Here is a 25701-nt window from a genome sequence, read left to right as displayed (position 1 = left end):
CGGCCGGGTCGGAGGATCGGCTGATGTCCGATTTCTCGATCAAGCCGACGCTCACCGGTGAGCTGGTCGTCCTGCGGCCGTTCGTCGACGCCGACGTCCCCGTGTTCCTCGCGGCGATCGCCGACCCGGAGGTGGCCCGGCTGACCGGCAATTCCCCGGAGGACGCACCCGGCGAGGAGCGGACCCGGGCCTGGTACGGCAGCCGCAACAGTCAGGACGACCGGCTCGACCTGGCGGTGGTGGACCGGGCGACCGGCGAGTGCGTCGGCGAGGTGGTCCTCAACGAGTGGGACCCGCACAACCGCAGCTGCAACTTCCGGACCCTGATGGTGGCGGCCGGCCGGAACCGCGGCCTGGGCACCGAGGCGATCCGGCTGATCGTCGGTTACGGCTTCGAGAAACTGGGCCTGCACCGCATCTCCCTCGAGGTGTTCGCCCACAACCCCCGGGCCCGCCGCGTCTACGAGAAGGTCGGTTTCGTCGCCGAGGGTGTGCTGCGCCAGTCGCTCCGAGACGGCGACGACTGGATCGACGCGACCGTCATGTCGATCCTGGCTCCCGAGTGGCAAGCCTGACGCCGTCCCCGGCCTCCCCCAACGCACTCCGCGGTCCTTCGCGGCGAAGCAGGTAGCGGGCGGCGCGGTCAGGCCTGTTCGGCTTCGTAACGGGCGACGAGGTGCTCCTGCAAGCGCCGGGCGGTCCGGCCCCGGTAGTTGTCGAGAACGAAGTGCAACGCCTCCCGGACGTCGGCGTCGGGGTGGTCGACCAGGTAGGCCAACTCCTCGGCGGCGCCCCGGCTGCGGCCACCCAGGAGGCGCAGCGCGTAGGCGATCTCCTCCGGGCTCGACGCCGCCCGCAGGCCGGCCATCAGCTCGGGTTTCCGGGGCGACGGCTCGAAGTCGGGCGACCGGCGACGGAGTCCGGCCACGCCGGGTGTGCCCGGTTGCAGACATCCCATGCAGGTGCAGGGTTCACGGCCGTGGGCGTCGGGCAGGTACCGCCATCCGATGCCCTGTGGAACGGCTCGCGTTCCCCGTACCTCCGCCGGGGTTATCGCCCTGGGGATGAAGATCTCGTAACCGCGCGGATCGGCGATCTCCCGCAGCAGCCCCGCGGCCTCGGCAGCCGTCCTCTCCCACGGCTCGCGACCGTAACGCCCCACGGTGACCGGGGTGTCGTCGGGAATCCGCAGGTCGACGGCGACCAGCACACCCGGATGCCAGCGGCGGAGCTCACGAACCCACTGGTGGGTGAGGGTGTAGTCGGGAAGCGTCGCCATCGCGTAGACGCCACGGACGCCGGACCGGCCCCGGCTGCGCGCGGCGATGCCACCGCGGGTGAACCGGGCGGCATCACGCTGCCTGCCGATGTGTACGAGTCGAGTCATCACCGCCGATGCTAGGGATCCGGGGCGCGGGGCGCACCGGCATTACGCGCACGCCGCAGCACCGCCTCGATGAACGGCGCTTTCCCGGCGCGGTAGCGGGGCCGGTCGTGTTCGTCGGCCTCGGCCGGCATGGTCTTGATACGGCCGTACTCGGCGGCGTCCTCCGGATGCCCGCGCAGGTGGTCCCGGAAGGTGGTCAGCGACCGCGGGATCGGGTCGCCGATCTCGTAGACGTGCAGGTGGTGGGTACGCCAGCCGGGGTCCGGGAGGCAGAAGGACCACTTGCGACGGTCCGCGTCGCCGGGCTCGGGCGCGTGCACCCAGCCGATCCCGGCGAGCGCGGTCCGTGCCGAGGCGCCGTGCCGGTGATCGGTGAGGCACACCGCCATGTCGATGATCGGTTTGGCGACGAGCCCGGGCACCGCGGTACTGCCGATGTGCTCGACCGGCCCGGCACTCCAGGGCGCCAGGACGGCCGCGACCCGGGCACGTTCGCGCTCGAAATCGACGGCCCACTGAGCCCGGTGCGTCACCATCCGGATCGGGTCCCGCCGTACGCCGTCCATCGCGATGCCTCCCGTGTCATCGATGCCGCCGCCATCATGTCAGGGACACTTGACCAGATGTCAGGTACACCTTACTTTTCTCTCATGGTGAGAGAAGCACAGCAGGATCACTCGGCACGCGCGGCCCGCCGTGCCGTCCTCGTCGACGGGCTTCCGGTGGTCGTGCTGGGCTGGCTGGCGCTGGCGCTCGGCAGCGACCCCGACCAGACCCCCGCGCAGAAGGCATGGTGGATCGCCGCCACCGCCGTGTTCGCGCTGGCCATGGTCTGGGTGCTGTATCGGGCGTTCCGGCGCGCCGACGAATACCTGCGCAAGATCCAGCTGGAGAGCATGGCCGTCGCGTTCGCGGTGGTGCTCGTGGCGCTGCAGGTGGCCGCGGTGCTCGACTCGGCCGGGATCATCGAGATGCGGCAGGTCACGCAGCTGATCGTGATCGGCGGGATGGCGGTGTGGCATGTGATCGCCGACCTGCGCACCCGCTTCAACCGATGAGGAACCGGTTGCGGGAGCTGCGGGCGGCCCGGCGCTGGAGCCAGGCCGACCTGGCCGACCGATGCCAGGTGTCCCGGCAGGCGATCAACGCGATCGAGACCGGGCGCTACGACCCGAGCCTGCCACTGGCGTTCACCCTGGCCGACGTGTTCGGCCTGAAGATCGAGGACATCTTCCAGCCGGACCGCGACGGTGAGCCGACCGGGCAGTGACCGCCGCCGGGCTCCGGGTTCGGCCCGGGCCGCGCGCCCGCAGCTGACGGCCGGGCGACGGCTGACCAGCCGGACGGCGACTGACGGCCGGGCGACGGCTGACCGGCTGGACGGCGACTGACGGCCGGGCGACGGCTGACCGGCCGGACGGCGACTGACGGCCGGGCGACGGCTGACCAGCCGGGCGACGGCTGACGACACCCCGGCGCCCGGCCGCACCACAAGGTGTGCCCGGGCGCCGGTTGCGGAAGTCGGTCAGACGGCCACCGGGCGGCGGCCGACCGAGAGGAGATCCAGGAGCAGGGCGGCCAGGGCGACCACGCCGAGGAGGGCGAGGCCCAGGGCGTACGACTGGAATTGTCCGTAGATCGCGCCCATCACCAGCGGCGGAACGAAACCGCCGAGGCCGCCCGCCGCACCGACGACGCCGGTCACCGCGCCGACCATCTTGGCCGGGGCCGCCTGGGCGACCAGCGCGAAGGTGGCGCCGCTGCCGGTGCCGAGGGCCGCGGCCATCGCGAGGAAGGCGATCGTGCCGACCGGGGCCAGGCCGGGCGTGAAGGACTGGGCGACCGCGCCGAGCACGACGACCCCGAGGGCGACGGCGAGGACCCGGCTGGCGGCGAAGCGGTCGGAGAGCCAGCCGCCGACGGGACGCATCACCACGGCCAGGAGGACGAATCCGGCCATCCGGTTGGCGGCGTCGGCCTGGGTCAGGCCGTAGGCGGTCTTCAGGTATGCCGGCAGGTAGACCGAGAACGCCACGTAGCCACCGAACGCGACGGCGTACAGGGCGGACGCCTGCCAGGTGATCTTCAGACGGAGCACGGCGGCGAGACGCTGCGCGAGCGGTGCGGTCGGCACCGGCCGTCCGGGCGCGTCACGCAGGACGATCCAGGAGACGGCGGCGTACGCGGCCAGCACCCCAGCGGTGATCAGGAACGGGGTGGCGGTCCCGTGGGCGTCGACGAGCTTGACGGTCGTGAGGGCGCTGATGGCGGTACCGCCCATGCCCACGCCGAAGACGCCGACGGCCAGGCCACGCCGCTCCGGCGGGAACCAGGCGTTGACGAACGGGACACCGACCGCGAACGCGGTACCGCCGATGCCCAGGAAGAACCCGCCCACCAGCAGCGACGTGAGGGCGTCGTGCCCGAACAGGCCGAGGTGGAGAACCGGCACGATGGTGGTGAGGGAGATCAGCGGGAACATGATGCGACCGCCGTACCGGTCGGTGAGCGCCCCGACCGGGATCCGCCCGACCGAGCCGACGACCACCGGCACGGCCACGAGCAGCGCCTGCTGGAACGGGGTCAGGTGCAGGGCCGCCTGGAACCTGCTGGCGAGCGGGCTGAGCAGCGCCCACGCCCAGAAGTTGACGGCGAACCCGACGGTCGCCAGGGCGAGCATCAGTCCGGCCCGGCCTCCGGTTCGGGCGGTCGGGGTCTGCGGTGTGCTCATCTTCCACTCCATCGTCCGGCGGTGGCCCGGTCAGCGGGTCACCACCAGCCTCGTCTCCGGCCCGGCCCCACGAACAGGGACGTTGGACCCGTCCCGGAGGGGCCCCGTCCCCGCCGGCCCGGGCCGGGACGCCGGAGCCGGCGGGGCCAGCGGGCCGCTACGCCGGAGCCAGCCTGCCGGGAGTGCCGGGCCCAGCGGGCCAGGAGTGCCGGGGCCAGCGGGCCAGGAGTGCCGGGGCCAGCGGGCCAGGAGGGCCGGGACCCGCGCGGCGGGAGTGCCGGGCCCGCGCGGCGGGAGTGCCGGGCCCGCGCGGCGCGATCAAAGGGCCGGTTGGAGATGCCGGAACCGGAGTCGGCCGGTCCACGGATTGAGAGGTGTCGACGCCCGTGTGACCATGACGTTCGGGGGCCGTTCCGAGAGGAGTCCTGGTGAGGAGGGTGTACTACCGCAGCTACGACGCCGAGGTGACCAGCGAGGCGTTCATCCGGGAGACGGGCGGGGAACCGGAGAGGTTCGCGATCGCCGACATCGGTGACGTCGCCATCAAGGTCGTCGAGCGCAACTGGTGGGAGCCGTGGCGCACGAAGCAGGTGTGGGTGCTCCAGGCCCGTTACCAGGGCCGGGTGGTCAGCCTCTACGAGAGCCGGGAACCACGCGTCTTCAACATGGTCACCCGTGCCCTCCAGAGGGCGCTCGAGGAACGCCCGAAGCCACCACGCCCCGAGGACACCGGCGGAACACCGTTCCGGCCATGGGGTTGACGGATGGCCGCGAGCCGACGAACGGCCGCGAGCCAGCGAAGTCGCGAGCCGACCGGCGGACGACCGCCAGCCGGGCGAAAGGCCGCAGGCCAGCGAAAGGCCGCAGGCCGGCGAAAGGCCGCGTTCCGACCGTCTCAGGCCGTGGGGGTGAGGACCGCGACGAGGAAGTCGGCTCCCGGCTGGTAGGGCCGCAGGTCCCAGGTGCTCAGCAGCAGGTCGGGGGTGAGACCGGCCGCGGACGCGTCGGCGAGGAAGTCGTCGAACTCGTAACCGCGGCCGGCACCGAAACCGACCACGGCCCGGCCGCCGTCGCCGAGGTGGGCGCGGAAGCGGCGCAGGATCTCGCCCCGGCTGGACGGGCCGGCGAAGGCCATCACGTTGCCGGCGCAGACGATCACGTCGAACCGGGTGGGCAGGTCGAGCTCGCTGAGGTCACCGACCTGCCAGACGGCCCGAGCATGCTGCGAACGGGCCTCGGTGATCAGCTCGGGGTCGAGGTCGACCCCGGTGACGTCGTGACCGGCGGCGGCCAGGTACCCGCCGACGCGCCCGGTGCCGCAGCCCGCGTCGAGGATGCGGGCGCCGCGCGACACCATGGCGTCGATCATGCGGGCCTCACCGGCCAGGTCGTCCCCGCGGGCGGCCATCTGCCGGAAGCGATCGATATACCACCGTGAGTGGCCCGGGTCGGCGGCGATCTTCTGGAGCCAGAGATTGTCGGTGGTGCTCATGGTGCGGTTGCTACCTCTTCTATCCATCCGAGTGCGGCGACGGCGGTCGGGAACCCGCACGTGGTGACGGCGGCCAGGGCCACGGCCCGGACCTCGTCGATGCTCGACCCCTGCTGCAGGGCCTTACGGACGTTGGACCGGACCGCTCCCTCGGCCTCGGCACCGACCGCCACGGCCAGTTTGATCAGGCGGTCGGTGCGCTCGTCGAACGGGTTGCGCTCCCGGATGGTCCGGGCCAGGTTGCCCTGGGCCTCGGCCACCTCCGGGAAACGGTCGAGAAACTGCTGGTAGACGCTGGGAAGGTAGTCGGTGGTCATGACCTCACGGTAGTCATGCGCCGAAGTCGACCTTCCCCGTTTCGACGGTCCCGGCGGTGCGGCCGGGGGCGCGCTGGAACCCCCAGTAGAGGTTGGTGTGGGCGATGACCTGCTCGGGGGCGGGAGCGCCGTAGGCCGACAGGTCCTCGGTGGTGTGGGCGTCGGTGACGAGGGTGACGTCGTAGCCCCGGACGAATCCGCCGTGCAGGGTCGAGCGGATGCACGCGTCACTCTGCGCGCCGGTGACGATCAGCCGGCCGACCCCGCGCTCGGCGAGCAGCGCCTCCAGGTCGGTGGCCTCGAACGAGTCACCGAACTCCTTGTGGACGAGTGGCTCCTCGTCGCGGCGGGTCAGCTCGGGCACATAGCGCCACGGGTCGGTGTCGCGGGCCAGGCCCTCGCCGGAGTGCTGCACCCAGATGACCGGGACGTCCTCGGAGCGTGCCTTGGCCACCAGCGTGTTGATGTTGGCGATCACGTCGTCACGGTGGGGTGCGCCGGCGACCACACCGACCTGGACGTCGATCACGAGCAGGGCGGTGTGGGGCCGATCGGTCAGAGTCGTCATGGCCCCCACCCTAGGACGAGGGTGTGACAACTTTCCGGACGGCCGCCGGAGCCGGCTGCGGCGCGGGGGCGGGCGTGCGCCGGCCGCGGTAGACGACGTAGGGCCGCCACAGGTAGGCCAGCGGTGCCGACCAGACGTGCACCAACCGGGTGAACGGCCAGAGCGCCAGGAACAGGAAGCCACCGATCGCGTGCAGCTGGAACACCAGCGGGGCACCGCTCATCAGGGACGGGTCGGGCTGGAACCAGAAGATGCCACGGAACCAGACGGCGATCGTCTCGCGGTAGTCGTAGCCGTCGCCGAGCAGGTTGACGGCCACGGTGCCGCTCATGCCGAGGACCACCATGGCGGTGAGTGCGGCGTACAGAATCCGGTCCATGGTCGTGGTGACCCGCCGGATCCGGCCGTTGACGAAGCGGCGGGCGATCAGCAATGCCAGGCCGGCGACCAGCATGATCCCGGTGACCGTGCCGCCGGTGACCGACACCAGGTGGTAGGTGTGCTCGGAGACGCCGACGGCCGTGGTCCACGAGGCGGGGACGAGCAGGCCCATCGCGTGCCCGCCGATCACCCCGAAGGCTCCCAGGTGGAACAGCGGCGAGCCGAGCCGCAGCAGCCGGTTCTCCAGGAGCTGGCTGGTGTGGGTGGTCCAGCCGAACTGATCGTGCCGCCACCGCCACACGTGCCCGGCGGCGAAGACGGCCAGGCAGGCGTAGGGCAGCACGATCCAGACAAGGGTGCTCATCCGCACACCTCCGAGTAAGGAGCAAGGGTGGGGCCGAGGCCCACCTCGTCGAGACCGACGGTCTCGACGGGCGGCCCGTCGAAAGCCAGGGACATCAGCGCGGCGCGGTCGTCGTCGGTCAGTTGCGGCAGCAGGGCGCAGACGACATCCAAGATCAGGGCGTACGGCGTACGAGCCTCGTGCAATGCCGAACGCAGGAGCTCGATCCCCTGCCTGTGCTGGCGCAACGGTGCCTCCCCGTCGCCGGGCCCGACCGTGGCGGCGAACTCCAGCACGATCGGCAGCAGGTCGGGCAGTTCCCCGTCGGACAGCCGCAGCCCGTGGGCCCGGTACCGTTGCTTGAGCATGAGCAGCGCCATTCCGCGCTTGCGGGTGTCTCCGTGCAGGTAGTAGGTGAGGTACAGCCCGGACCGCCGGCGCAGGTCGAACGTCTGCACGTAGTGCCGCTGCGCCTCGGTGAGGGTGCCGGTGAGCAGCCACTCGACGAACCGTTCGAACTCGTCGACTCCGGCAGCGGCGGCACGCAGTTCGTCACCGGCCGCCAGCAGTTCCTCGTCGGGGTAGGTGAGCAGCAGCGAGGCCAGCTGGAAGGCGTGCGAGCGGTTCATCAGCCCCTCCTCGTGGCGATGCTGACCGGGACCGGGCCGCTGCCGCCCATGCCCGGTCCGCCCTCGCCGTCCAGGGAGCAGCCACCGAGCTCTTCGAGCGCCGCGGCCTGACTCCGGTGCGCCGCCGGGATGACGTACCGCTCGTCGTATTTCGCGACGGCGAGCAGCCGGTACATGGCCTCGACCTGCTCACCGGTCATGCCGATGCCGTCGAGAAGCTCCGCCGCGACGGTGCCGTCCAGCGTGCGGGCCCGCATGTAGGCGCGCATCGCGGCCAGCTTCATCAGAACCCCACCGGCCGCCGCGGTGTCGCCGGCGGTGAACAGCGACGCCAGGTATGCGACGGGGATCCGCAGGTCGTCGATGGTGTGGAAGATGTCGTCGGCGTCGGTGTCGTCGCGTCCGGCGGCACCCGCGGCGTCCAGGACCGGGGACAGCGGCGGCACGTACCAGACCATCGGCAGCGTCCGGTACTCCGGGTGCAGCGGCAGCGCGATCCGGTACTCGCTGATCAGTTTCCACACCGGGGACGCCTTCGCGGCCTCGATCCACTCGTCCGGGTGGCCGGCCTCACGGGCGGCCCGCTGCACGTCCGGGTCGTGCGGGTCGAGGAAGACGGCGCGCTGGGCGTCCAGCAGCTCCTCCTCGGGGACCGATGCCGCGGCCAGGACGGCCTCCTCGTCGTACCAGAGGATGCCCAGGTAGCGGAGGCGGCCGACGCAGGTCTCGGAGCAGACGGTGGGCTGACCGGCCTCGATCCGCGGGAAGCAGAACGTGCACTTCTCGGCCTTGCCGGTGGCGTGGTTGACGTACACCTTCTTGTACGGGCACGCCGACACGCACATCCGCCAGCCCCGGCACCGGTCCTGGTCGACCAGGACGATGCCGTCCTCCTCGCGCTTGTACATGGCGCCGGACGGGCAGGCCGAGACGCACGCCGGGTTGAGGCAGTGCTCGCAGATCCGCGGCAGGTGGAACATGAAGGTCTTCTCGAACTCGAACTGGACCTTGTCCCGCAGACCGCGGAGGTTCGGGTCCTCGGCCATGGTGTCGCCGCCGAGCGAGTCCTCCCAGTTCGCGCCCCACTCGATCGCCATCGGTTCACCGGTGAGCTTGGAGTACGGCTGCTTGACGGGGGTGTCCTTGAGCCCGGCCGGCGCGCTGACCAGGATGTCCTTGTCGAAGGTGGCCGGCTCGTAGTAGTCGTCGATGGTCGGCAGGTCCGGGTTCGCGAAGATCCGGGACAGGCGCTTGGCCCGGCCCCCGCTGCGCAGCACCAGACGGCCCTTCCGGTCGAGTTTCCAGCCGCCCTTCCAGCGCTCCTGGTCCTCGTAGTGCCTGGGGTAGCCGATGCCGGGCTTGGTCTCGACGTTGTTGAACCAGACGTACTCGGTGCCCTCGCGGTTGGTCCACGTCTGCTTGCAGGTGACCGAGCAGGTGTGGCAGCCGATGCACTTGTCCAGGTTCATCACCATGGCGACCTGCGCTCGAATGCGCATCAGTACTCCACCTCCTGCGTGCGGCGGCGGATCACGGTGATCTCGTCGCGCTGGCTGCCGATCGGGCCGTAGTAGTTGAAGGCGTAGGTGAGCTGGCCGTGCCCGCCGGCCAGGTGGGTCGGCTTGATCAGCAGCCGGGTCATCGAGTTGTGGTAGCCGCCCCGCCTTCTTGTGCCCTCGGTCTTCGGGACGTTCACCGTGCGCTCCGGCGAGTGGTACTGGAAGACGGTGCCCTCGGGCATCCGGTGCGAGACCACGGCACGGGCCACGACCACGCCGTTGCGGTTGTGGGCCTCGATCCACTCGTTGTCGCGGACCCCGATCTTCGCGGCGTCCTGGACGCTCATCCAGATCACCGGGCCGCCCCGGGACAGGGCCAGCATCAGCTCGTTGTCGTGGTACATCGAGTGGATCGACCACTTGGCGTGCGGGGTCAGGAACCGGACCGTCACTCCCCCGTCGACCGCGTCGCCGGGCCTGCCGAAGTGCCGGGCCATGTTGAGCGGCGGGCGGAAGGCCGGCAGCTGCTCGCCGAGTTCGGCCACCCAGTCGTGCTCGACGAAGAAGTGCTGGCGGCCGGTGACGGTGTGCCACGGCTTGAGTCGCTCGACGTTGATCGTGAACGGGGAGTAGCGGCGGCCGCCCTTCTCCGAGCCGGACCACTCCGGGCTGGGGAAGACGGGCTGCGGCGCCTCCTGGGTCTCCTGGTAGGTGACCCGGTCGTTCTCGTGGCCCTCGATCAGGTCGGTGAACTTCTGGCCGGTGCGCTTCTCCAGTTCGGCGAAGCCCTGGTGGGCGATCCGGCCGTTGGTGGTGCCGGAGAAGGTCAGGATCGCCTCGCACATCCGGTCGGCGGTGGCCAGCGACGGACGGCCGTCGATGACGCCGTTCTGGTGCTTCAGGTAGGCGATCTCCGGGTTCACGTCGACGGTGATCGCCTTCGTGGTGGTGCCGAGCCTGTCCAGCAGCGGGCCGACCGTACGCATCTTCCGGCCGATCAGGGTGTAGTCGCGCTCGACCTCGATCAGCTTCGGCAGGGTCTTGCCGGGAACCGGCTCGCACTCGCCGAACCTCCAGTCACGGACCCGGCCGCCGGGCATGGCCAGCTCGTCCGGGGTGTCGTGCTGGAGCGGCGCGGCCAGGACGTCGGTCCGGGTGCCGAGGTGCGTACCGGCGAGCTCGCTGACCTTGTCGGCCAGGGCCAGGAACGTGTCGTAGTCGGTGTGCGCGTCGCCGGGCGGCGGGACCGCGGGGCTGAACGCGTGCACGAACGGGTGCATGTCGGTGGTCGAGATATCGTGCTTCTCGTACCAGGTGGCGGCCGGCAGGACCAGGTCGGAGTGCAGCCCGGTGTTGGTCATCCGGAAGTCCATGGTGGTCAGCAGGTCGAGTTTGCCGACCGGTGCGTCGTCACGCCACGTCACGTCGCGGGGGCGCTGGCCGGGCTCGCACTCGCCGGCCGTGTCAAGGGAGGTGACTCCCAGCAGGTGACGCATGAAGTACTCGTTGCCCTTGCTGGACGAGCCGAGCAGGTTGGCCCGCCACAGGGTGAGGCAGCGCGGGAAGTTCGCCGGGTCGTCCGGGTCCTCGGCGACCGGTTTGATCGACCCGTCCTTCAGGGACTCGATGATGTACTCCTGCGTGCTCCTGCCCGCCGCCGCCGCCTCGTCCGCGATGTCCAGCGGGTTGCGGTTGAAGAACGGGTGCCCCGGGCTCCAGCCCATCCGCTGGGCCGCCGCGACCGTGTCGGCGAACGCCATCCCCGCGAACCGGCCCGTACCCAGCGGGGACGCCAGCTCGTCGGCCGGGATCCGCTCGTAGCGCCACTGGTCGGTGTGCAGGTACCAGAACGGTGTCGACGCCTGGTGCCGCATCGGCCGCTGCCAGTCGAAGGCGAAGCTCATGTGCTGCTGGCCGGTGATCGGGCGGGCCTTCTCCTGGCCGACGTAGTGTGCCCAGCCGCCCCCGTTCACACCCTGGCAGCCGGTCAGCGTGACCAGGGAGATGAACGCGCGGTAGGTCATGTCGGAGTGGAACCACTGGTTGGCGCCGGCGCCGAGGACGATCATCGAGCGGCCGTTGCTGCGCTCCGCGTTGCGGGCGAACTCGCGGCCGATCCGGGCCGCCAGCTTGGCGTCGACTCCGGTGATGCGCTCCTGCCAGGCCGGGGTGTTCGGGGAGCCGGCGTCGTCGTAGCCGGTCGGCCAGTCGCCGGGGAGGTCGCCGCGCTTCACTCCGTACTGCGCCATGACCAGGTCGAAGACCGTGGTGACCAGGTGCTCGCCGACACGGCGGACCGGGACGCCACGGCGGATCGTGGTGCCGCCCTCGGTGTCGCCGACGTCGAAGCGGGCCATCGCGATCTCGACCGCCTCGTCGGATTTCAGGCCGATCTCGGGAACGACCTCGCCGAGATCGAGGTTCCATCTGCCGGGCTCGCCGTAGCGGTGGCCCAGAGAGCCGTTCGGTGTGATCAACTCGCCGGTCCGGGAGTCGATCAGGACGGTCTTGTGCTCGCCGTCCGCTTCGCCGAGATCCGCGGCGGTGAGGAAACGGTCGGCCTTGCCGTCGACGATCGTCACCAGGAACGGCAGGTCAGTATATTTACGGACATAATCTAGGAAGTACGGGACCTCGCGGTCGCGGAAGAACTCGGTGAGGATCACGTGGCCCATCGCCATCGCGAGCGCGCCGTCCGTGCCCGGGTGCGGGGCCAGCCAGTCGTCGGCGAACTTCACGTTGTCCGCGTAGTCCGGGCTCACCGCGATGACCTTGGTGCCCTTGTAGCGGGCCTCGGCGAGGAAGTGCGCGTCCGGCGTACGCGTGACCGGGATGTTGGAACCCCACATCATCAGGTAGGTCGCGTTCCACCAGTCGCCGGCCTCGGGGACGTCGGTCTGGTCGCCCCAGATCTGCGGCGACGCGATCGGCAGGTCGGCGTACCAGTCGTAGAAACTCAGCAGGGTGCCGCCGAGCAGCGCGTGATAGCGGGTGCCGGCCGCGAACGACGCCATCGACATCGCCGGGATCGGGGAGAAACCGACGACACGATCCGGGCCGTACGTCTTCACCGTGTGGACGTGCGCGGCCGCCATCAGCTCGATCGCCTCGTCCCAGGTGGCCCGGACGAACCCGCCGCGCCCACGCTGCGCCTTGTAGGCCTGCGCTTTCAGCGGCGTCTCGACGATCTCCGCCCACGCGGCCACCGGGTCACCGAGACGCTGCCGCGCCTCACGGAACATCTCGGCAAGAACGCCACGGAGGTACGGGTGACGCACGCGCGAGGGCGAGTATTCGTACCAGGAGAAGCTCGCCCCACGCGGACAGCCCCGCGGTTCGTAGTCGGGTGAGTCCGGCCCGGTCGTCGGATAGTCGGTGGCCTGGTGCTCCCAGGTGATCAGCCCGTCCTTGACGAACACGTTCCACGAGCAGGAGCCGGTGCAGTTGACGCCGTGGGTCGAGCGGACGACCTTGTCGTAGCGCCAGCGGTCACGGTAGAACGCGTCCCATTCGCTGTTGTCGACCCTGTGCAGGGTGCGCCCGTGGTCGCCGACCGTCTCGCGGGTGAGGAAGCGGCGGGCCCCGAGGAGTGGGGCGGTTCCGGGGTCCAGTGACACGGTGGTTTCCTTCGCCGTTTTCACGATCGGCCGAGCGGGTGCCCGACGCCCCTCAAGGCTGTCCGATGATTCGGCGGGCCGCCTGAGCCCGCGGTCCCCCTCTGCGCGGGACTTAAGTCCCGCCGATCCCCGGACCACCCGACCTGCCCGGGCGCCATCCCGCCCCATCCCGCCTGCCCTCGGCACATCGCGCCCATCCCCCGGATCGCCCGTCCGTTCTGGTCCCATCACGCCCACCCCCGGACCGCCCCGCCTGCCCTGGGCACATCACGCCCACCACGTGCTCCGGGCAGGCCGCGCTTCATTCCTGGTTCCCGCTCCTGCCTCATCGCTGCCGGTCGGCTCGATGGGCGTACCGCCGCCTGGTCTTTCGGGGTTTTGTCCTGGATATTTGCGGCCATGAGCAGCAGCCCGGGACTCGCCGAGGTCGCGCGCCTCGCCGGGGTGTCCCTCGCCACCGCGTCCCGTGTGGTCTCCGGCCGCGGACCCGCGTCGGCGGCCAGCCGGGAGGCCGTCCGGCGGGCCGCCGCGGAGGTCGGCTATGTGCCGCACCCGGTGGCGAGCCGGTTGGCCCGGGGCGCGGGGACCCGGATCCTGTTCGCGGTCCGTGATCGCCGGGCCGGCATCGTGCACGACCCGTTCGTCACCCGGGCGGCCGCGGCGATGGCCGCCGCCGTCGACGCCGACGGGCTCGGGGTCTCCCTGCGGCACCTGCCTCTGGACGCGGCCGCCGGACTCGAACGGATCGCCGCCGACCGCAGCGTCGCCGCCGTCGTCCTCGCCGGGCACGACTCGCTCGACGACGTGCCCGCCGGCCTGCGGGGCCGGTTCGCCGCGATCGGCGCCGACGGACTGGATGTGGACAGCGCGGCCGGGATCGGTGCCCTTCTGCGGCATCTGCACGTGATCGGGCGCCGGCGGATCGCCCTGGTCAGCGGCCCGGCCTGGTTGGCGGCGGCGCGTGCTCCGCTGGGCGCCTACACGACGTTGATGCGGGAGGCCGGGTTGCCGATCCGGGTCGTCCCCGGTGATTTCACCGCAGGCCGCGGCCGTCTCGCGGCCGCCACGGTACTGCGGCGATGGCCGGACACCGACGCGATCGCCGCGGTCAGTGATGCCACAGCGTTCGGGGTCTTGCAGTCGCTCGCCGCGGCCGGCGTCCGGGTGCCGTGCGATGTGGCGGTCACCGGGTTCGACGACATCCCGGTCGCCGCCTGCGTCAGCGCCGCCCTGTCCACTGCGACCCACCCGGTCGAACTGATCGCCGCGGCCGCCGCGAAGGCCGCCCTGGGTGCGGATTCGTCTGCCCGCCTGTTCCCGAGCCGCCCGGTGCTCAGGTCCACCGCCTGATCGCCCTCACTCCGGCTCCGCCTCCGCTCCGTCTCCCATCCGTCTCCGCTCGGTCCGCCGTCTGCCTCCGCTCGGTCCGCCGTCTGCCTCCGCTCGGTCCGCCGTCTGCCTCCGCTACGTCCCCCGCCTGCCTCCGCTACGTCCCCCGCCTGCCTCCGCTACCTCTCCGCTCTGCCTCCCGTCCGCCTCCTCCCCGCCTCCCGCCGCGCTCCCCTCCGTCTCCTCTCCTCGATCGGGTGCGTCGTAGAGGGCGACGAGTTCGGTGCCGATCCGGGCGAGTTCGGCGCGGACTTCCGGCGGGTCGAGGACCTCGACGGCGGACCCCCAGCCGGAGAGCGTGCGGGCGATGTCACGCGGTTCCGGCGCACCCACCCGAACCCGCGCCCGCCCGTCACCGAGCATCTCGTCCACCTCGCAGTGCCGGCCGAAGTGGTCACGCAGCACCCACACGAAACGTTCCTCGATGAGCAGCGTCGCCCAGGTGCGAGACCGTTTCCCCTCGACCTCACCGACGACCTCGTCCCAGGCCGAGTCCAGCTCGAAGCCGGACGGCCGCTCGAACGTCTCCCCCGTCACCGTCACCGCGGACATCCGGTCGACCCGAAACGTCCGCCGTCCCCTCGGCGTCCCGGCGACCAGGTAGAACACGTCGCCTTTCTCCACCACACCCCAGGGGTCGGCGTCCCGCTGGGCGCTTCGATAGGTGAAGCGGACCCGATGGCGACGGACCACCGCTTCCTGGAGCAGGCCCACCACCGCGGGCGGCTGCCGCTGTCGCTCACCCCATTTCGCCGGGTCGATCAGCGTGGCGGCAGCCGCCGCTTCGGCCTCGTCACGGAACGGGGCGGGCAGCGCCCGGAGCAGTTTGCGCAACGCCGCCTTCGCCTCACCGGACACCGCGGCCGGCCCGGCAAGCAGGAACAACGCCCGCGCCTCAGCTGCCGACAGCCCACTGAGGTCGGTCCGCGCACCGCCGACCAGCGACCATCCGCCGTGCCGCCCGGGCTGCGGATAGACCGGAATCCCGGCCGCCGACAGCGCTTCGAGATCACGGCGGGCGGTGGCCACCGAGACCTCGAGTTCGGCGGCGACCTCGGCAGCGGTCACCCGCCCACGGGTCTGCATGAACAGAAGTGTGGCGACGAGCCGGTCCGCACGCATGCCGATCAGATTCGCAGAGAAAGTGCTCAGAAGGTGAGCACTTTGACCGGCAACCTGGACCTCGACAGCGATCGAAGGGAACCCGACATGCTCCGCGGACTCACCACCACGACGTTCTTCGCCGACGACATGGCCGCGGCCCGGACCTGGTACACGAAGGTCCTCGGCACCGAGCCCTATTTCATCCGCGACGCCGGCCCGTCACACGCCTACCTGGAATGGCGGATCGGCGACTACCAGCACGAATTCGGCGTGCTCGACGCCCGTTTCGCTCCGCATCGGCCGGTGGAGCGCCCGTCCGGGGCGATCGTCTACTGGGCGGTCGACGACGTCGAGACCACCTACCGGCACCTGCTGACCTTGGGTGCGGCGGAACATGACAGACCGACCGAACGAGGCCCCGGTTTCATCACCGCCTCGGTGACCGATCCGTTCGGCAACATCCTCGGCATCATGTACAACCAGCACTACCTCGACGTCCTCACCAAGGCGTAGCCCGACCCCAGCTCGCCGACCCGGATCCGCGGTTGCGCTCGGCCGACCCGGCTCCATGGTCGCGGTCGCCGACCCGGATCCGCGGTTACGGCCGGCCGACCCTGATCAGCGGTTACGGTCGCCGACCCGGATCCGCGGTTACGGCCGGCCGACCCTGATCAGCGGTTGCGGTCGCCGACCCGGGTCCGCGGTTGCGCTCGCCGGGGCGGGTCGGCGGTTGCGCTCGCCGGCGCGGGTCGGCGGTTGCGGTGGAAGCGCTTCCACCGCATACCGTGCGTGGGTGCCCGAGATCCGCCTGTACCGGCCCACCGACCGCGCCGCTATCTACGACATCTGCGTCCGCACCGCCGACGCCGGCGACGACGCCCGCGGCCACTACTCGACCGACGACCTGATGGGCGACCTGTTCGCCGGCCCCTACGCCCACCTGGAGCCGGACCTGGCCTTCGTGGTCGACGACGGCGGCGAGGCGGTCGGCTACGTGGTGGGCACCTCCGACACCCCCGACTTCGTCCATCGCTACCGCGCCGAATGGATCCCGCTGGTCGGCGACCGCTACCCGGTGCCGCCACCGCCACCACGCACCCCCGAACAGGACATGGTCGCCCTGCACTTCAACCCCGAGCGCATGCTGGTCGACGGTTTGGACGGCTACCCCGCTCACCTGCACATCGACCTGTTGCCGCCATACCAGGGCCGCGGTTTCGGCCGCCGCCTGATCACCCGTTTCCTGTCAGCGGTAGACGCCCCCGGCGTCCATCTGGGCATGCTCACCGCAAACGTAAAGGCCAGAGGCTTCTACGACCGTCTCGGCTTCACCGTCCTCCCGGTCCCCGACCCGGGCCCTCTCACCTACCTCGGAATCAAGACCCCCATCTAGTACGCGACCCCGCCGCCCAACCGCACCATTCCCACCTGTCGTGGTCCACCCGCGCCGCCCGGACGCGGTCCGCCCCCTTCGGCCCGGGAGCTCCCACCGACGACCGTGATGCTTCCCACCGCCAGCCCTGGAGCTTCCTCCGCCAGCCCTGGAGCCTCCTCCGCCGGCCCTGGCTTCCCGCTGCCAGGCCTGGTGCTCTGGTCGTCGGCGGGCCGGTCACGGTGAGCGCCCGCCGCCTGATCGCCGCCGGACATGTCGGGGTGGTGCCGGAGACCGTGCTGAGCGGCCGCGGTCAGCGCACCCGCTCGCCCACCGACCGGAGGAACCCGGCGGTGATCGCGTCGAGGGCCGGCAGCGCGCGACCGGTGCCGGGAATCCGGGCCACGGTCGTGGCGTCCCGGATCGCGCTGAGTGCGACGAGCAGCGCCTCCCTGAACCCGGCCCGCCTCGCATACCCAGGAAGTGCCTGCTCAGCGACAGCAACCACCCGATCAGTGACAGCAACCAGCGTGGCGGCGGTCTTCTCCGCCGTATCCGGATGGGTGCGCCCGAGAACCAGCAGTTCCGCGACGACCGCGAGCACCGGCGAACTGAAGCTCTCCCACACCCGGCGAAGCAACAGCTCGGCCCGCTGCCGCTCGGTAGCCCCCTCGACGGGTTGCGATGCCTCGTCCAGCAGCCGCCCGGCGAGCCGGTTGATGGCCGCGTCGATGAGCGCGGCCTTCGTCGGAAAGTAGTGCTGCTGAAGCCCCTGGCTGACCCCGGCCAACTGGGCGACCCCACGCGTCGTCGTGGCGGCGAACCCGCTGGTGGCAAGGCTCTCCAAGGTCGCGTCGAGAAGCGCTTCGACCGCTTGCTCGCGCCGCGCCGCGCGTACCCCACCACTTGCCACCTCCAAATCTTAACTTTCCTGGTCAGTCGCCTTCTCAAGTCATCTGACTTGGTTTAGCGTGTCAGCCACACGATCGGGCGGCCGAAAATTCGCGGACCAGCACAACGCCGACTGCCGTCACGTGCCACCGCCGGAGGAGGAGCCGATGTCCGGAGCCGGGCTCGAACGCCTGAGCACGATCTACCGTCAGGGTGTCCTCGGCCGCCGCCCCGCGGTCCCGGCCGACTTCGCCGAGCTGGAACGCCGTGCCCGCCGCAACAGCAGCACCCGCGCCTGGGCGTACGTCGCCGGTGGCGCCGGCGAGGGGCGGACCATGCGCCGTAACCGGGAGGCCTTCGACCGCTGGGCGATCGTGCCGCGGATGGCCTCGGGCACGGCCGACCGGGACCTCTCGATCAACCTCCTCGGTACCGGCCATCCGACGCCACTGCTCCTGGCGCCGGTGGGCGCGGGCGCGCTGATGGGCGCCGACAGCGACCTCAAGATCGCCCGAGCCGCCGCCGCTACCGGTACGCCCTACATCTTCTCGAATCAGGGCTGCAACCCGATGGAGGACTGCGCCGCGGCGATGGGCGACGCGGCCCGCTGGTTCCAGCTCTACTGGAGCAAGGACGAGCAGCTCGTCGACAGCCTGATCGCCCGGGCCGAGGCGATCGGGGCGGGCGCCCTGGTCGTCACCCTGGACACGACGGTCCTGGGCTGGCGACCGCAGGACCTCAACCTGGGGTCGCTGCCGTTCAGCCGTGGTCAGGGCATCGCGCAGTACACCTCGGACCCCCGTTTCCAGCAGATCGCCGCCGAGCGGGCCACGCAGCCCTCGCCTCGGCCGGAGGTGACGCTCGGAGCGATCCGCACGCTGCTGGCGATGACCCGCAACCACCCGGGCCGGTTCTGGGCGAACCTGCGCTCGCCACTGCCGAAGGCGTCGGTGGAGACGTTCCTCGACGTCTACTCCAACCCGGGTCTGAGCTGGGATCATCTCGCCACGCTCCGCGACCGGACGCGCCTGCCGGTGGTCCTGAAGGGCATCCTGCACCCGGACGACGCCCGCCGCGCCTTCGACCTCGGTGCCGACGCGATCGTGGTGTCGAACCACGGCGGCCGCCAGATCGACAATTCCATCGCCTCCCTCGACGCTCTGGTCGCCATCCGTTCCGAAATCGGCCCGGAACCGACGGTCCTGTTGGACAGCGGCATCCGCACCGGCGCCGACGTCTTCACCGCGATCGCCCTCGGCGCGAACGCGGTCCTACTCGGACGCCCCTACATGTACGGCCTGGCCCTCGAGGGCCAGCGCGGTGTCGAGGACGTGATCCGCAACGTGATCGCCGAACTGGACCTGACGATGGCCCTGACCGGCACCCGGGACATCGGCTCGATCACCCGAAGCCTCCTGGCCCCCGCCTGACCCCGACCCGATGGCCGCACCGCAGCTCGGACGGCAGCCGCCGATCAAGCCGTGGTCGCTGGCCGCACGATCGATAGAGCGGTACCCACCGCCACCAGGCCGATCAGGCGGCAGCCGCCGGCCGCCCGGCCGATCAGGCGGCGCCCGCAGATCAGGTGGTGGCCGCAGATCAGGCGGTGGCCGCTGGTCGTTCGCCGCTATGGGCGTCGAGCGGCCGCAACGTGGTCCGGATGCTCCCGGCGCTCAACGCGACGAAGACGGCCAGCACCACGGGAATCCACAGCGCCGCGGGGAGCCCGACCGCCGTGGCGGCCGCCCCGATGGCGATCGGACCCAGCAGAAACCCGACATAGCCGATGCTCACCACGGTCGACAAAGCCTGCCCGGCACGGCTCGGGTCGACGCCCGCCGCCGCGGAGAAGAACTGCGGCGCAACACACGACACCCCGAGACCCAGCAGGCCGAACCCGGCAACTCCGGCCACCGGATGATCGATCAGCAGACCGGCGCCGAGCCCCGCGGCGGCGATCAACCCGCTGACCCGGATCAGGGCCACCGAGCCGAACCGTCCAGCGGCCCGGTCACCCACCAGCCGCCCGGCGGTCATCATGATCGCGAAGGCCGCGTAGCCATACGCCGCGAAACCCTCGGACGCACCCAGGTCATCACGGAGATAGACCGCACTCCAGTCGGCCGCCGCGCCCTCACCGACGAGGGTGCAGAGCACCACGACCCCGAAGAGCAGGAGCAGCGGCCGCCGCGCACCTGGACTGTCGGAGCCGGTCACAACCGCCACCTGCGGTGCCGACCGGAAAACCCACCTCGAAGCCAAGGCGGCCAGGACGACCGCGATCACCCCCACGCTGATCAGGGTCGGCCCGACGCCGAGACCCGCGTGCGCGAACAGACTGCCGACGATCGCCCCGAGGAACCCACCGATGCTGTAGAGCGCATGGAACGACGCCATGATCGGCCGCCCGTGGGCTCGCTCGACCTCGGCCGCGTTGGCGTTCATCGCGATGTTCAAAGTCCCGTGGCCGGCCCCGAAGACGAACAGCGCCACACACAGCGCCACCAGGCCCCCGGCCAGCGCCGGTGGGATGAGCAGCACGCCCTCGAGCAGCGCGGCGGGGACGAGCACCCGAGAACTGCCGAACCGATCCGTCAGCCGGCCGATCACCATCATCCCGGTGATGCAGCCCGCGGCGAAGGCCAGCAGCGCGACGCTCAGCCGCCCATCGGTGAGGCCGAGTTGCTCCTTCACCGCCGGGATGCGGGCAGTCCACACCCCGAGAGCGACGCCGAACATCAGGAAGATGACGGAGGTGGCGGTCCGGCCACGGCGCACGGGATCCATGGCAGGCACATTAGACGGACCCTCTGACAAAATCGGCGGATGCCGATCGTACGACGCATGATCGTCCTGCTCCTGATGGCCGGCGCCGCCGGCTGCGGTGACGATCCCGGCATCCTGAACCCACCGCCGTCCGTCCCGCCGGGCAGCCCTTTGACGGTCGGCCCGGTCACGGGGTGCCCCGACGCGATCGGCAGGGAAGACGAGCCCGGCGGGACGTATCGGGTGGTAGCGGACGTCGTGGCCGTGCCCGCGCCCGGTCAGGTGCTGGAGCCCGCCGAGCAGACGTCCGGTGAGGGCCCGACCCGGTTGTTCGCGAAGTGGGGCCTACTGGTCCGGAGCGGCGTGACGGCCGACCTGAGCCTGCTGCCGGGATGGGCCGATCGAGCCCGTCTGAGCTGGGGCGACACCGATGTCGAGCCGGCCACCGCGGTGCGCGTCATCGCCTGCCCGGGCGACGGCGGATGGTCGGTCTTCGCCGGCGGCACGTGGGTGATCGAGCCCGACTGCGTGCCGATCCGGATCACCACGGCGAACGGCGAGGAGGCCACGGCGGAGCTGTCGATAGGCACCCCGTGCAGCCGCCCGGGCGGCTGACCAAGGCAGGGAGCCTCACCGAGCCGCTGCCACCCGAGAAGCCGGCACCCACCTGGCTGCCACCCCACCAGCCCATACGCAATGGCCGGCGCGGAAGCAGGCGGAATTCCGCCGGGTGAGGCGGCCCTCGACGGCCGCTACGGCAGGAATCCCGGCCGACGGGACATCGACGCCCGCCTGGTGAGACGCGGCAGGTGGCCGTCCCGGCGGGTGAGGACGTCCGGCCCTGCCTGACGGGCGTCACCCGCACGAGACTCGGCGGCATGATTCAGACCATCCTCGGCCTGGTCGGCCTGGCCCTGCTCGCCGCCGCCCCAATCATGATCTTCCACGGCCTCGCCGGTCGCCGCGGCGTCACCCACGAACTGGAACAGCAGCGCATCTCGTTCCCGCCGACCGGCCTGCCGGCCCCCCTCGGAGTCTATGCCGGCCGCCCGGTGCGCACCGGCACGGAGGCCCGGGCCTATTCGGATCTGATCGCCGAGCACGTGTCCGCGGCGACGGGCGGGCGCACCTATGCCGAGATAGCCGCCGAGTGCCAGAACTCCAAGACCGACGAAAAGCTGGGCAAGCTCCGCGAGACGGCTTTCATGGGCGAGACGTTGCGGGGCGCGCTACTCGGCGCCTACCAGGCATGGCAGGTGACGTTGCTGGTCATCGGCCTGGGCGGCCTGTGCGCGGCGATCGGAGTGGGCTTCATCGCGCTGGCATTGGGCTGATCCCTTCTTGTACGATCGTACTTGTACATCCGTACAAGATTAGATCGAAGGCCTACCGTGCACTACCTGTTCCTGTTCATCGCGATCGCCGCCGAACTCGTCGCCACCGCCCTCATGAAAAGCACCCACGGCTTCACCCGCCTGTGGCCCACCCTCGCCGTCCTCGCCGGTTACGCCGCGTCATTCGTGCTGCTCGCGCATGCTGTCAAAACCATCGAGGTGGGCGTCGCCTACGCGATCTGGTCCGGGGTGGGCACCGCCGCGATCGTCGCGATCGGCGCGGTCTTCCTCGGCGAACCACTCACGACCGCTAAGGTGGCGGGCATTGCCCTCATCATCGGCGGAGTCGTGATGCTCAATCTCAACACCAGCGGCGCCCATTGACCGCACGCCGCCCCCAGCGCGCCCGCGATCCCGAGGCCCGCAAGGCAGCGCTGGCCGCAGCCGCCATGGAGGTCGTCGCCGAGAACGGCGTGGGCCGCACCACCCATCGTGCGGTGGCGGCCCGCGCCGGCCTGCCTCTGGGCGCGACGACCTATTATTTCCCGACGCTCGACGACCTGATCGCGGCCGGCCTGCGACACGCACTCGACACCCTCCAAACTGATCTGCAGGCCTGGGACGAGCGTCTGAGCAAGGCCCCCGACATGCCCGAGGCCCTGACCGGGCTGGTCCAGGAGTATCTGGCCGACCGCCGCCAGGTCCGCATCGAGTACGAGCTGTTCGTCGCCGCAGCCCGCGACGAGGCTCTGCGTCCCCTGGCCGAGGCCTGGCTGAACGACATCCCGGAAACCCTGATCGCCGCGGTGGGAACGGCAACGGCCCGGGACATATGCGCCCTGCTGGACGGTTTCATCCTCCAGTCCCTGGTCAGCGACACCGAACTCGACGGTCCGCGCCTGACGGCGGCAATCCGGAAACTAAGTTCATAACCATGCGGTACGGCCAAAGCGTCACCGAAAGCATCGACACACACACCTGGAGCGGGCGGGACTGCGCGTGTCAGCGGTGATCCCTAGGATGCCGAGTCGTGAGCAAGACCGTCCCCGTGACCTTCGGCGAACGAATGTTCTGGGCCTATGACGTCAGCCTGGGAATCCTGCTGCTGGAGACGATCGAGGTCGCCGCGGAACAGCCCGATCCCACGTTCGCCAACGTCCTCACCGATCTACGGACGCAGGTGGAGGTGGGTGCGAGCTACGCCTTCGAACTCGACGACAGCAGTTGGACCGGAGCTCAACGAACCCGGCTGACCACGCTGATCGCCGAGGCCGCCCGTCGGCTGAGGGTCCGGGGAGTGATCTCCGCCGCCGAGGCGAACCGCCGCTATCAGATCGATGGAGAGCCATACCACCTCCGTTTGGCGAAAGAGATCGACGGTGAGGTGATCGCCGACCTCGCCGACAAGATCGCCCTCCTCGTCCGTGACGAGTTGCCGTCCCTACCCGACGCCGAACACCACTGGTTCTACGGCGCCGGAAAGGATCCCGGCCTGCTCTGACAAGCCGTCCACATTCCCGCTGACCAGAACTAAGCGCCACCCCGGGCCAGTCCCCCGCCAGCGGGCCACCAGGCCGCAGGCCACCAGGCCGCAGGCCACCAGGTCACCAGGTCACCAGGTCACCAGGTCACCAGTCAGCGGGCCACCAGGTCAGCGGGCGTCATGGTTCGATCAGGCCCGCCCGAATCGCATATCGGGTCAGTTCGAGACGGTCGCGGAGGCCGAGCTTCTGCAACAGGTTGGATCGGTGCCGCTCAACCGTCTTGACACTGATCACCAGCAGGTCGGCGATCTCCTTGGACGAGTGGCCCTCGGCGACCAGCTTCAGCACCTCCTCCTCGCGGTCGGTGATGGCCCGGCCGGAGGCTGGGTCCTCGCCGTCGGCCACCCGCTCCAGATAGTTGCGGATCAGGGCGTTGACCGCCCCCGGATAGAGGAACGGCTCACCCCGAACCGCGGCGCGGCACGCCTCGACCAGATCCCGGTCGGCGACAGACTTGAGCACATATCCGGACGCCCCAGCTTTCAGCGCCTCGAAGAAGTACTGCTCGTTGTCGTACATCGTCAAGATCAGGATGCGCATGTCGGGAAGAAGACGGGACAACTCGCGGGCCGCCTGCAGCCCGGTCAGCCGCGGCATGGCGATGTCGAGGATCGCCAGGTCCGGCCGCTCCGCGCGGGCCTGGGTGACCGCCTCGGCCCCGTCGGAGGCCTCGGCGACCACGGTCAGGTCCGGTTCGCTGTCCAGAATCAGCCGCACCCCGCGCCGGACCAGCGCATGATCGTCGGCGAGCAGGATACGGGCGGGCCCGCGGTCATTCATGGTGTTCCTCTCCGCCGAGCGGCACTCGCAGAACAACTTCGGTCCCCCGCCCCGGCGCAGGCCCGACCGTGAGATCGGCGCCTATCAGCAGCGCGCGCTCCCGCATCCCCCGCACGCCGGCACCCTCCGGGGCTCCCCCGACTCCACGCCCGTCGTCGCGGATCCGCAACTCCACCCACCCGGCATCCCCCCGCTCGGAGCCTGGCCGCTCAGAGCCTGGCCGCCCCGGCGCCGTCCCCGCCCGCTCGAAGCCTTGCCACCCCGGCGCCGTCCCCGCCCGCTCGAAGCCTGGCCACCCCGGCGCCGTCCCCGCCCGCTCGAAGCCTGGCCACCCCGGCGCCGTCCCCGGCCGCTCGGAGTCCGGGTGTCCCGCATCTGTCCCCGGCGGATCGGAGTCCAAGGCGGATCGGCCGCCGGGGCTGGGGAGAAGCCGGTCGAAGCCCCGGCTTGTGGCGGCCGTGGGCGCCGAGGCCGGTCCTAAACCAGTGGCGGCACGTACCGGAACCGGGACGTAGGACAGGCTGAGCGTCACCTGGCGGGCGCCGGAGTGCCGGGCCGTGTTGGTCAGGGACTCCTGCGCGACCCGGTAGAGCACGAGTTCCGTCTCCTTTCCCAGGTCGGGCAGGTCACTGTCGATGGTGCGGCGCACGGTCACCCCGGGCGTCGAGAACTCGCCCGCCAACGACTTGAGAGCACTGGCCAGACCGAGCTCCTCGAGGACCCCCGGCCGTAGCCGCCGGGCGATCCGGCGGATCTCGTCGAGGCCGTTGCGGACCGTCTCCTGCACCTGCCGGACCTCGCCGCAGACCGGCTCGGGCGCGTGGTCGGCGACCCGCTTCAACTCCAGCAGCACCGCCGTAAGGGTCTGCCCCACCTCGTCGTGCAGTTCCTGGGCGATCCTCTGACGCTCGGCCTCCTGGGCCGACAGAGCGCGGGCGGCGCTGGCGGCGCGCTCGGCCTCGAGCCGGTCGAGCATGGTGTTGAAGCTGCGGATCAGGTCGGCGATGCCGCTGCGCCCGGTGACCGCGAGACGATGGCCGGGGCGGAGCAGGTCGACCGTGGTCATGGTGCGGGCGAGCCGCTCCAGCGGGGCCAGGCCTATGCGCAGCAGGCCCGCGTTGGCCACGAGCATGACCACGAGCACGCCGGTGAGGATCATCGCCTCGGTCAGCAGCACCGGCGTCGACACCGTGAACGGACCGACCATCAGCAGCGCGAACGCCGCTGTCACGACCACCGCGTTGAGCAGGAAGATCCGCCAGAACAGGGACAACCGCTGTGGCCTCCTCGCCGGTGTTTCCTCCACCATCGCACCCATCCGCCGGTCGCCCGGCCAAGTCACCGTCCGATCCACCCCATCGCCTATCCGAGGGGCGAACGGGATGTCCGGCCCAGCCTGCCCAATCCGCGTACTGATCGTCCATCCGGGCAGCCACCCATTCGGAGTTCGGTTACCCGAACACGGAATGGGTGGCAGCCCGCTCCTTGAATGGAGAGCTCACCGGATGGTCAAAGGCACTGCCGCTGACTTGGATGGAGGACATGCAGGAACGAGCA

Annotated in this window: 28 protein-coding genes; 13 read left to right on the top strand and 15 right to left on the bottom strand. The window is 70.8% G+C overall.

Annotation, left to right across the window (positions count from 1 at the left end; all coding sequences use genetic code 11):
• Positions 1-23: 23 nt before the first annotated feature.
• Positions 24-575 carry a GNAT family N-acetyltransferase gene (locus ACFO0C_RS15750; protein ID WP_378067357.1) on the top strand — a complete coding sequence of 184 codons (552 nt, stop codon included), beginning with the start codon at positions 24-26 and terminating at the stop codon, positions 573-575.
• A gap of 68 nt (positions 576-643) precedes the next feature.
• On the opposite strand, the gene ACFO0C_RS15745 is transcribed toward ACFO0C_RS15750, so the two are convergent.
• Both ACFO0C_RS15745 and ACFO0C_RS15740 read right to left on the bottom strand, forming a co-directional pair.
• Positions 644-1387: a HEAT repeat domain-containing protein gene (locus ACFO0C_RS15745; RefSeq protein ID WP_378067356.1), complete on the bottom strand. Its 744-nt coding sequence runs from the start codon at positions 1385-1387 to the stop codon at positions 644-646.
• 11 nt (positions 1388-1398) lie between these two features.
• Positions 1399-1953 carry a GrpB family protein gene (locus ACFO0C_RS15740; protein ID WP_378067355.1) on the bottom strand — a complete coding sequence of 185 codons (555 nt, stop codon included), beginning with the start codon at positions 1951-1953 and terminating at the stop codon, positions 1399-1401.
• Between the two features lie 84 nt (positions 1954-2037).
• On the opposite strand from ACFO0C_RS15740, the gene ACFO0C_RS15735 reads away from it, so the two are divergent.
• Positions 2038-2445, top strand: coding sequence for a hypothetical protein (locus ACFO0C_RS15735; protein ID WP_378067354.1), 408 nt, complete (start codon positions 2038-2040; stop codon positions 2443-2445).
• On the top strand, positions 2442-2657 hold the full coding sequence (locus ACFO0C_RS15730; RefSeq protein ID WP_378067353.1) for a helix-turn-helix transcriptional regulator: 216 nt from the start codon (positions 2442-2444) through the stop codon (positions 2655-2657). The genes ACFO0C_RS15735 and ACFO0C_RS15730 overlap by 4 nt, the downstream gene beginning before the upstream one ends.
• Positions 2658-2912: 255 nt before the next feature.
• On the opposite strand, the gene ACFO0C_RS15725 is transcribed toward ACFO0C_RS15730, so the two are convergent.
• Positions 2913-4118: an MFS transporter gene (locus ACFO0C_RS15725; RefSeq protein ID WP_378067352.1), complete on the bottom strand. Its 1206-nt coding sequence runs from the start codon at positions 4116-4118 to the stop codon at positions 2913-2915.
• A gap of 428 nt (positions 4119-4546) precedes the next feature.
• Here ACFO0C_RS15725 and ACFO0C_RS15720 point away from each other — a divergent pair, with 428 nt between their 5' ends.
• Entirely contained in the window at positions 4547-4879 is a 333-nt protein-coding gene (locus tag ACFO0C_RS15720) for a DUF6232 family protein (RefSeq protein ID WP_378067351.1), read from the top strand.
• 134 nt (positions 4880-5013) lie between these two features.
• On the opposite strand, the gene ACFO0C_RS15715 is transcribed toward ACFO0C_RS15720, so the two are convergent.
• The 7 genes from ACFO0C_RS15715 to ACFO0C_RS15685 are packed head-to-tail and all read right to left on the bottom strand — an operon-like array spanning position 5014 to position 12964.
• The gene (locus ACFO0C_RS15715) at positions 5014-5610 is read right to left on the bottom strand and encodes a class I SAM-dependent methyltransferase (RefSeq protein ID WP_378067350.1); all 597 of its coding nucleotides are present in this window, start codon (positions 5608-5610) and stop codon (positions 5014-5016) included.
• Complete coding sequence (locus ACFO0C_RS15710) at positions 5607-5927, bottom strand: carboxymuconolactone decarboxylase family protein (RefSeq protein ID WP_378067349.1); 321 nt, start codon at positions 5925-5927, stop codon at positions 5607-5609. Before ACFO0C_RS15710 ends, ACFO0C_RS15715 begins: the two co-directional genes overlap by 4 nt.
• A gap of 13 nt (positions 5928-5940) precedes the next feature.
• Complete coding sequence (locus ACFO0C_RS15705; RefSeq protein WP_378067348.1) at positions 5941-6495, bottom strand: isochorismatase family protein; 555 nt, start codon at positions 6493-6495, stop codon at positions 5941-5943.
• Between the two features lie 10 nt (positions 6496-6505).
• Complete coding sequence (gene narI, locus ACFO0C_RS15700) at positions 6506-7240, bottom strand: respiratory nitrate reductase subunit gamma (protein ID WP_378067347.1); 735 nt, start codon at positions 7238-7240, stop codon at positions 6506-6508.
• A complete protein-coding gene (gene narJ / locus ACFO0C_RS15695; protein WP_378067346.1) occupies positions 7237-7848 on the bottom strand; it encodes a nitrate reductase molybdenum cofactor assembly chaperone in 612 nt (203 codons plus the stop codon). Before narJ ends, narI begins: the two co-directional genes overlap by 4 nt.
• Complete coding sequence (gene narH, locus ACFO0C_RS15690) at positions 7848-9347, bottom strand: nitrate reductase subunit beta (RefSeq protein WP_378067345.1); 1500 nt, start codon at positions 9345-9347, stop codon at positions 7848-7850. Before narH ends, narJ begins: the two co-directional genes overlap by 1 nt.
• Positions 9347-12964, bottom strand: a complete 3618-nt coding sequence (locus tag ACFO0C_RS15685) for a nitrate reductase subunit alpha (RefSeq protein ID WP_378067344.1) — start codon at positions 12962-12964, stop codon at positions 9347-9349. Before ACFO0C_RS15685 ends, narH begins: the two co-directional genes overlap by 1 nt.
• A gap of 399 nt (positions 12965-13363) precedes the next feature.
• Between ACFO0C_RS15685 and ACFO0C_RS15680 the strand changes: the two genes are divergently transcribed.
• Positions 13364-14314: a LacI family DNA-binding transcriptional regulator gene (locus ACFO0C_RS15680; protein ID WP_378067343.1), complete on the top strand. Its 951-nt coding sequence runs from the start codon at positions 13364-13366 to the stop codon at positions 14312-14314.
• 114 nt (positions 14315-14428) lie between these two features.
• On the opposite strand, the gene ACFO0C_RS15675 is transcribed toward ACFO0C_RS15680, so the two are convergent.
• Complete coding sequence (locus ACFO0C_RS15675) at positions 14429-15475, bottom strand: helix-turn-helix transcriptional regulator (protein WP_378067342.1); 1047 nt, start codon at positions 15473-15475, stop codon at positions 14429-14431.
• Positions 15476-15508: 33 nt separating this feature from the next.
• Here ACFO0C_RS15675 and ACFO0C_RS15670 point away from each other — a divergent pair, with 33 nt between their 5' ends.
• Both ACFO0C_RS15670 and ACFO0C_RS15665 read left to right on the top strand, forming a co-directional pair.
• Positions 15509-15970 carry a VOC family protein gene (locus ACFO0C_RS15670; RefSeq protein ID WP_378067341.1) on the top strand — a complete coding sequence of 154 codons (462 nt, stop codon included), beginning with the start codon at positions 15509-15511 and terminating at the stop codon, positions 15968-15970.
• Between the two features lie 280 nt (positions 15971-16250).
• Complete coding sequence (locus ACFO0C_RS15665) at positions 16251-16850, top strand: GNAT family N-acetyltransferase (protein ID WP_378067340.1); 600 nt, start codon at positions 16251-16253, stop codon at positions 16848-16850.
• 292 nt (positions 16851-17142) lie between these two features.
• Here ACFO0C_RS15665 and ACFO0C_RS15660 read toward each other — a convergent pair whose 3' ends face one another.
• Entirely contained in the window at positions 17143-17742 is a 600-nt protein-coding gene (locus ACFO0C_RS15660; RefSeq protein WP_378067339.1) for a TetR/AcrR family transcriptional regulator, read from the bottom strand.
• 145 nt (positions 17743-17887) lie between these two features.
• On the opposite strand from ACFO0C_RS15660, the gene ACFO0C_RS15655 reads away from it, so the two are divergent.
• A complete protein-coding gene (locus ACFO0C_RS15655; RefSeq protein WP_378067338.1) occupies positions 17888-19150 on the top strand; it encodes an alpha-hydroxy-acid oxidizing protein in 1263 nt (420 codons plus the stop codon).
• Positions 19151-19319: 169 nt separating this feature from the next.
• Here the strand turns inward: ACFO0C_RS15655 and ACFO0C_RS15650 are convergent, their stop codons facing one another.
• Positions 19320-20507, bottom strand: coding sequence for an MFS transporter (locus tag ACFO0C_RS15650; protein WP_378067337.1), 1188 nt, complete (start codon positions 20505-20507; stop codon positions 19320-19322).
• Positions 20508-20546: 39 nt separating this feature from the next.
• Between ACFO0C_RS15650 and ACFO0C_RS15645 the strand changes: the two genes are divergently transcribed.
• The 5 genes from ACFO0C_RS15645 to ACFO0C_RS15625 all read left to right on the top strand — a co-directional run bounded on the left by ACFO0C_RS15645 (position 20547) and on the right by ACFO0C_RS15625 (position 23321).
• Positions 20547-21101 (top strand): hypothetical protein, encoded by a 555-nt coding sequence (locus ACFO0C_RS15645; protein ID WP_378067336.1) that lies wholly within the window; start codon positions 20547-20549, stop codon positions 21099-21101.
• A gap of 263 nt (positions 21102-21364) precedes the next feature.
• Entirely contained in the window at positions 21365-21820 is a 456-nt protein-coding gene (locus tag ACFO0C_RS15640; protein ID WP_378067335.1) for a hypothetical protein, read from the top strand.
• A gap of 57 nt (positions 21821-21877) precedes the next feature.
• Positions 21878-22204, top strand: a complete 327-nt coding sequence (locus tag ACFO0C_RS15635) for a DMT family transporter (RefSeq protein WP_378067334.1) — start codon at positions 21878-21880, stop codon at positions 22202-22204.
• Positions 22201-22752 (top strand): TetR/AcrR family transcriptional regulator, encoded by a 552-nt coding sequence (locus tag ACFO0C_RS15630; RefSeq protein WP_378067333.1) that lies wholly within the window; start codon positions 22201-22203, stop codon positions 22750-22752. Before ACFO0C_RS15635 ends, ACFO0C_RS15630 begins: the two co-directional genes overlap by 4 nt.
• Before the next feature lie 98 nt (positions 22753-22850).
• A complete protein-coding gene (locus tag ACFO0C_RS15625) occupies positions 22851-23321 on the top strand; it encodes a hypothetical protein (RefSeq protein WP_378067332.1) in 471 nt (156 codons plus the stop codon).
• Positions 23322-23481: 160 nt separating this feature from the next.
• Here the strand turns inward: ACFO0C_RS15625 and ACFO0C_RS15620 are convergent, their stop codons facing one another.
• Positions 23482-24144, bottom strand: a complete 663-nt coding sequence (locus tag ACFO0C_RS15620) for a response regulator (protein ID WP_378067331.1) — start codon at positions 24142-24144, stop codon at positions 23482-23484.
• Entirely contained in the window at positions 24137-25417 is a 1281-nt protein-coding gene (locus ACFO0C_RS15615; RefSeq protein WP_378067330.1) for a histidine kinase, read from the bottom strand. Before ACFO0C_RS15615 ends, ACFO0C_RS15620 begins: the two co-directional genes overlap by 8 nt.
• Between the last annotated feature and the right edge of the window lie 284 nt (positions 25418-25701).

The organism is Actinoplanes subglobosus (genome assembly GCF_042650585.1).
GTDB lineage: Bacteria > Actinomycetota > Actinomycetes > Mycobacteriales > Micromonosporaceae > Actinoplanes > Actinoplanes subglobosus.
The sequence above is the reverse complement of the archived record's forward strand: the minus strand, read 5'-3'. Positions and strand labels throughout refer to the sequence as shown.

Coding starts and splice junctions, on each gene's coding strand:
- ACFO0C_RS15750 (WP_378067357.1), top strand. CDS start 24: ATGTCCGATTTCTCGATCAAGCCGACGCTCACCGGTGAGCTGGTCGTC.
- ACFO0C_RS15745 (WP_378067356.1), bottom strand. CDS start 1,387: ATGACTCGACTCGTACACATCGGCAGGCAGCGTGATGCCGCCCGGTTC.
- ACFO0C_RS15740 (WP_378067355.1), bottom strand. CDS start 1,953: ATGGACGGCGTACGGCGGGACCCGATCCGGATGGTGACGCACCGGGCT.
- ACFO0C_RS15735 (WP_378067354.1), top strand. CDS start 2,038: ATGGTGAGAGAAGCACAGCAGGATCACTCGGCACGCGCGGCCCGCCGT.
- ACFO0C_RS15730 (WP_378067353.1), top strand. CDS start 2,442: ATGAGGAACCGGTTGCGGGAGCTGCGGGCGGCCCGGCGCTGGAGCCAG.
- ACFO0C_RS15725 (WP_378067352.1), bottom strand. CDS start 4,118: ATGAGCACACCGCAGACCCCGACCGCCCGAACCGGAGGCCGGGCCGGA.
- ACFO0C_RS15715 (WP_378067350.1), bottom strand. CDS start 5,610: ATGAGCACCACCGACAATCTCTGGCTCCAGAAGATCGCCGCCGACCCG.
- ACFO0C_RS15710 (WP_378067349.1), bottom strand. CDS start 5,927: ATGACCACCGACTACCTTCCCAGCGTCTACCAGCAGTTTCTCGACCGT.
- ACFO0C_RS15705 (WP_378067348.1), bottom strand. CDS start 6,495: ATGACGACTCTGACCGATCGGCCCCACACCGCCCTGCTCGTGATCGAC.
- narI (WP_378067347.1), bottom strand. CDS start 7,240: ATGAGCACCCTTGTCTGGATCGTGCTGCCCTACGCCTGCCTGGCCGTC.
- narJ (WP_378067346.1), bottom strand. CDS start 7,848: ATGAACCGCTCGCACGCCTTCCAGCTGGCCTCGCTGCTGCTCACCTAC.
- narH (WP_378067345.1), bottom strand. CDS start 9,347: ATGCGCATTCGAGCGCAGGTCGCCATGGTGATGAACCTGGACAAGTGC.
- ACFO0C_RS15680 (WP_378067343.1), top strand. CDS start 13,364: ATGAGCAGCAGCCCGGGACTCGCCGAGGTCGCGCGCCTCGCCGGGGTG.
- ACFO0C_RS15675 (WP_378067342.1), bottom strand. CDS start 15,475: ATGCGTGCGGACCGGCTCGTCGCCACACTTCTGTTCATGCAGACCCGT.
- ACFO0C_RS15655 (WP_378067338.1), top strand. CDS start 17,888: ATGTCCGGAGCCGGGCTCGAACGCCTGAGCACGATCTACCGTCAGGGT.
- ACFO0C_RS15650 (WP_378067337.1), bottom strand. CDS start 20,507: ATGGATCCCGTGCGCCGTGGCCGGACCGCCACCTCCGTCATCTTCCTG.
- ACFO0C_RS15645 (WP_378067336.1), top strand. CDS start 20,547: ATGCCGATCGTACGACGCATGATCGTCCTGCTCCTGATGGCCGGCGCC.
- ACFO0C_RS15640 (WP_378067335.1), top strand. CDS start 21,365: ATGATTCAGACCATCCTCGGCCTGGTCGGCCTGGCCCTGCTCGCCGCC.
- ACFO0C_RS15620 (WP_378067331.1), bottom strand. CDS start 24,144: ATGAATGACCGCGGGCCCGCCCGTATCCTGCTCGCCGACGATCATGCG.